The sequence below is a fragment of the Inquilinus sp. genome, from assembly GCF_057815775.1.
In genome coordinates this window covers 1-4,453 of sequence record NZ_JBYRFX010000102.1, presented here as the reverse complement: position 1 = coordinate 4,453, position 4,453 = coordinate 1, and the positions used below count along the sequence as shown (strand labels likewise).

At 70.4% G+C, this 4,453-nt stretch carries 5 protein-coding genes; 1 reads left to right on the top strand and 4 read right to left on the bottom strand.

From position 1 onward, the window contains the following. Positions 1-138 precede the first annotated feature (138 nt). Positions 139-1,299, bottom strand: a complete 1,161-nt coding sequence (locus AC3XYG_RS03705) for a DUF3095 domain-containing protein (RefSeq protein ID WP_489138463.1) — start codon at positions 1,297-1,299, stop codon at positions 139-141. A 121-nt stretch (positions 1,300-1,420) separates the two neighbouring features. Here AC3XYG_RS03705 and AC3XYG_RS03700 point away from each other — a divergent pair, with 121 nt between their 5' ends. After that, positions 1,421-1,840, top strand: coding sequence for a secondary thiamine-phosphate synthase enzyme YjbQ (locus AC3XYG_RS03700; protein WP_489138462.1), 420 nt, complete (start codon positions 1,421-1,423; stop codon positions 1,838-1,840). 9 nt (positions 1,841-1,849) lie between these two features. Here AC3XYG_RS03700 and AC3XYG_RS03695 read toward each other — a convergent pair whose 3' ends face one another. The 3 genes from AC3XYG_RS03695 to AC3XYG_RS03685 form a co-directional block, all read right to left on the bottom strand. Further along, entirely contained in the window at positions 1,850-3,034 is a 1,185-nt protein-coding gene (locus AC3XYG_RS03695; RefSeq protein ID WP_489138461.1) for an aminotransferase class V-fold PLP-dependent enzyme, read from the bottom strand. Positions 3,035-3,061: 27 nt separating this feature from the next. Continuing rightward, positions 3,062-4,012 carry a glucokinase gene (gene glk, locus AC3XYG_RS03690; protein ID WP_489138460.1) on the bottom strand — a complete coding sequence of 317 codons (951 nt, stop codon included), beginning with the start codon at positions 4,010-4,012 and terminating at the stop codon, positions 3,062-3,064. Positions 4,013-4,223: 211 nt separating this feature from the next. Then, positions 4,224-4,453: hypothetical protein (locus tag AC3XYG_RS03685; protein WP_489138459.1), on the bottom strand; the 230-nt coding region annotated here is incomplete at its 5' end.

The following is a 4,453-nucleotide window of genomic DNA, read 5'->3' as shown; positions in this document are numbered from 1 at the left end:
AATGGCCCGGCGGGCTGGCCTGGCCGGTGGAGACGAGGCGCTCCAGGGTGAAGCCGGCGGCCTGCAGCAGCGGGATGAACTGTTCCTCGGCCGCGTCCTGCGGCAGGGCGTCGAACAAGTTGCCGGCGGCAGGCCTGGTCACGGCTTCCCCGGTCCCAGCTTCAGCCGGGTCGCCGCGGCGGCATAGCCGCCGGCGGCGCCGTCGACGAAGTGGACATGGTCGCTGCGCAGCGCCGACGGGGTGTAGCAGGTCATGATCGCCGAATCCTGGCGGTGCAGGCCGAAGCGGGCGATGCCGGCCTGCTCCGCCGCCAGCAGCCGTGCCTCCAGCCGGTCGGCCAGCGCCGGCGTGCAGTCCAGCGTCATGCGCAGCCCGTCGTCGTATTTGCGGAAATCGGCATTGGCCACCAGCTCGCGCAGATAGCGCTCCGGCCGGAAGCCGCCGATCGAGATGTCGAACCGCATGATCGCCCAGGAGGCGAGGGTCTGCAGCCCCAGCACCGCCTTGCGGCGCAGCACCGATTCACGGGTGCCGCGCGAACTCCGGGCCTCGACATCCAGGCCCGGCGGCGGCCAGCCCATGGCGCGCTTGGGGTTCGAGATCGGGTGCTGCGCCTCGCTCTCCCGCCCGGTCATGCGCAGGATGTCGCCGACCAGCTCCTGGAACGGCGCCTCGCTCTCGGCCACGACGGGGGTGGCGATCAGCGACAGGATCAGGCCGTGACGGGCTGGGAATTCCTGCCACCGGCAGGACAGGCCGGACAGGTCGGGGCGGGTGCCGGGCGGCGCCGGCTCGACCGCATAGGCGCCGGCCTTCAGCTCCTGCCCCGCCCAGGCCAGGCCGCCGCCCATGAACATGGCGTAGCTGACATCGGGGGAGGGGGCGTAGCGGGCGATGCGCACATCCCATCCCGCTGCGCGGATTGCCGCCACCGGCACCAGCGCCACCCGCAGCGCCAGGGCCAGATCATCGCGCACCCAGGCCGCGGTGGCTGCCAGGGCGGTGCGCGCCGTCTCGGCATCCTCGGGCGGCAAGGCGAAGCTGGCGCCGTCGCCGCCGAAGGTGAAGGGAAAGTCGCGCTGGCCCAGCGCGTTCGACACGGCGGCGATCAGCGCGGCACCGGCCACGTTCACGCTCTTGTACTGCCCGGCCTGGATCGCGGCGGTCGAGGCGACGACGTCGGACAGGCCGAGCACCCAGTCGTCCGGCAGCAGCCGGTACAGCGCCGGGTCGGTCAGCCGGGCGAAGCCGTCGAACACCGGGATCTGGGCATAGAAATCGTCGAGTCCGTCGGCCATAGGGCGCATTCTCGCCGATCCCGGGCGGATCGCAAAGGTCGCCGCCGCCACCCGCGGCCGAAAGCCGCCCGCCTGGTCGCGGGCTTGATCCGGGATCCGGCCGAATGGAATGGTGACCGCCATGCAGCAATCCCTCCACACGCTCGAGATCGCCACCCGCGGCAAGGGGCTGGTCGAGATCACGGCTCCGGTGCGGCGCTGGGTCGAGGCGCAGGCGATCACCACCGGCCTGCTGACGCTGTTCTGCCGGCACACCTCGGCCTCGCTGCTGATCCAGGAAAACGCCGACCCGGATGTGCGGGCGGATCTGGCGACGTTCTTCGAGGACATCGCGCCGGAAGAGCCGGGCCGCTACATCCATGACGCCGAAGGGCCGGACGACATGCCGGCGCATATCCGCACGGCGCTGACCCAGATTCAGCTGTCGATCCCGGTCGCGGCAGGGCGCATGGTGCTCGGCACCTGGCAGGGGCTCTATCTGTTCGAGCATCGCAGCCGGCCGCACCGGCGTGAGGTCGTGCTGTATCTCCTCGGGAAGTAGCGGCCGGCGTTACGCCTGAGCGATCGCCGCCACGAACCGGTCGATCTCGGCGTCCGTGTTGTAGTAGTGCGGCGAGGCCCGCAGCATGGCGTCCAGGCCGCGGTCGGTCATGTCGAACATGGTCGAGCGGCGGCGGGTGACGCTGGTGTTGATGCCGGCTTCGCGCAGGCGCTGGTGCAGGGCGTCGGCCGGCTCGTCCGCCTTGGTGAAGCTGACGATGGCCGAGCGTTCGGCGCCCTTGTCGCGCACCGTGACGCCGGGCAGGGCCGACAGCCCGTCCCGCAGCCGGGCGGCCAGCGCCCGGGCGCGGTCGCGGATGGCGTCGAGGCCGAGATCGAGGGCGTAGTCGACCGCGGCGCCCATACCGAGAATGCCGGTGAAGTTGCGCTCGAAATTCTCGAACCGCCGGGCATCGGGGCGGACGACATAGCGGTCGGGCGCCACCATCTCGGCCGCATAGAGGTCGAGGAAGGGCGGGTCGATCCGCTCTAGCATCGACTGCCGGACATAGAGGAAGCCGACCGCGCGCGGGCCGCGCAGGAACTTCCGCGCCGTGGCCGACAGCATGTCGCAGCCGATCGCCTCGACATCGACCGGCATCTGGCCGACCGATTGGCAGGCGTCCAGCAGATAGGGAATGTTATGCGCGCGTGCGATTTGTCCGATCGCCGCCGCCGGATTGACCAGCCCGCCATTGGTCGGGACATGGGTGACGGCGATCAGCCGGACGGGGCCGCGGCCGGTTGCTGTCACGGCCCGTTCCAGCGCCACCACGTCCAGCTGGCCGGTCTCGTCGTCCGGGATGGTCTCGACCACCGCGCCGGTCCGCTGCGCCACCTGCAGATAAGAGATGGTGTTGGACGCGTATTCGGCCTTGGCGGTCAGGATCCGGTCGCCGGGCTCGAAGGCCAGGCCGTAGAACACCATGTCCCAGGCCCGGGTGGCGTTCTCCATCATCGCGATCTCGGCCGGGTCGGCGCCGATCAGCCGGGCGATCGAGCGATAAGCGCCCTCCAGCCGCGGCTCGGCCGCGTTCGCCGCGGCATAGCCGCCGATCTCCGCCTCCAGCCTGAGATGGTCCAGCATCGCATCCAGCACCGGCCGCGGTGGCAGGGCCGAGCCGGCATTGTCGAGATGCAGCACCCGGGCGCAGCCCGGCGTGTCGGCGCGCAGCCGGTCGAGGTCGAAAGTCACGGCGGCCTCCAGGTCAGGGGCCCTCGGTCAGGTCAGGCCGAGCACGGAGCGCAGGCCGAGGAAGGCCGGCAGCGGGTGGGTGACGAGATAGGTCGGGATGCCGGCGACGAAGGGGTGCATCCGGCCCTTGGCCTCGAACCGGGTGCGGAACAGGTCGCCATCGAACAGGTCGCCCAGCTTCGGCACCACGCCGCCGGCGATGTGGACGCCGCCGCGCGACCCCAGGGTCAGCGCCAGGTTGCCGGCCACCGTGCCCAGCATCGAGGCGAAGACCTTCACCGCTTCGCCGCAATGCGGATCGCCGGTGCGGGCGCCGTCGGTGACCGCGGCGGCGTCGCGCGACACCGGGTCGATGCCATCGAGCTGCGACAGCGTCTCGTACAGGTTGGTCAGCCCCATGCCGGACAGCACGCGCTCGGCCGAGACGTGCTGGAAGCGGTGGCGCAGCCGGTCCAGCACCGCGGCCTCGCGCTCGCTCGCCGCCGCCATGGTGACGTGCCCGCCCTCGCCAGCCAGCGCGGCCCAGCGGCCGCCATTCGGCACCAGGCCGGAAACGCCGAGGCCGGTGCCGGGCCCCAGTACCCCGATCGGCTCGTCGGCGACCGGCGCGCCGCCGCCGATCTGCCTGCGGTCGGCCTCGGCCAGATGCGGCACGGCCAGGGCCACTGCGGTGAAGTCGTTGATCACCTCCAGCCGCTCCAGCCCCAGATCCTTCTGCAGCGCCGCGATCGAGAACGACCAAGTGGCGTTGGTCAGCGACACCTGGTCGCCGGTGACCGGGCTGGCGACGTCGAATGCTCCCAGCCGCGGTGCGGTTACGGGCTTGACCATGTCGAGATAGGCATGAGCTGCCTCCGCCAGACTGGGATAGTCGGCGGCGTGCAGGATCTTGGCGTCGCGCGTACCGCTGTTGTCGGCCAGGGCGAAGCGGGCGTTGGTGCCGCCGATATCGGCGATGAGGGCGAGGGACTCGGGCATGACCGGCCGGCTGTTCTGGGGGATGGCCCGGCATGCTTCCCCCATGCGGGCGCCCGGGGCAAGCCCGAAGCGACAGAGGGGGATCCGACGAGTCTGATCGGCCGCGGCCGCCGGGCCGGGCGTCGTTTTGTGCGCCGCAGCATCAATTTAGTGCTAACTGCACATATCTTAGGCACGAATGGCACTTAAGCGATTGTTACAGAAGGGTAATTCATTTTCCGCTTGATTTGTCCGGCGAACCACTTAAATTGTGCATTGCGACATGCGGCTTTGCCGCTGTCGTAACGCACTTCTTGGGCGTTTCCTCCCTAAACTCGGGCCGCAGTTCGCTGCGGCCCTTTTTCTTTGTCCGGTTGCCGGGCGATCCCGGCGCGACTGCCGGTTCCCGAAGATCCGGTTGGGCCGTAACACGGGGCCCCGGCTCGCAGCGCCGCTCCGGTC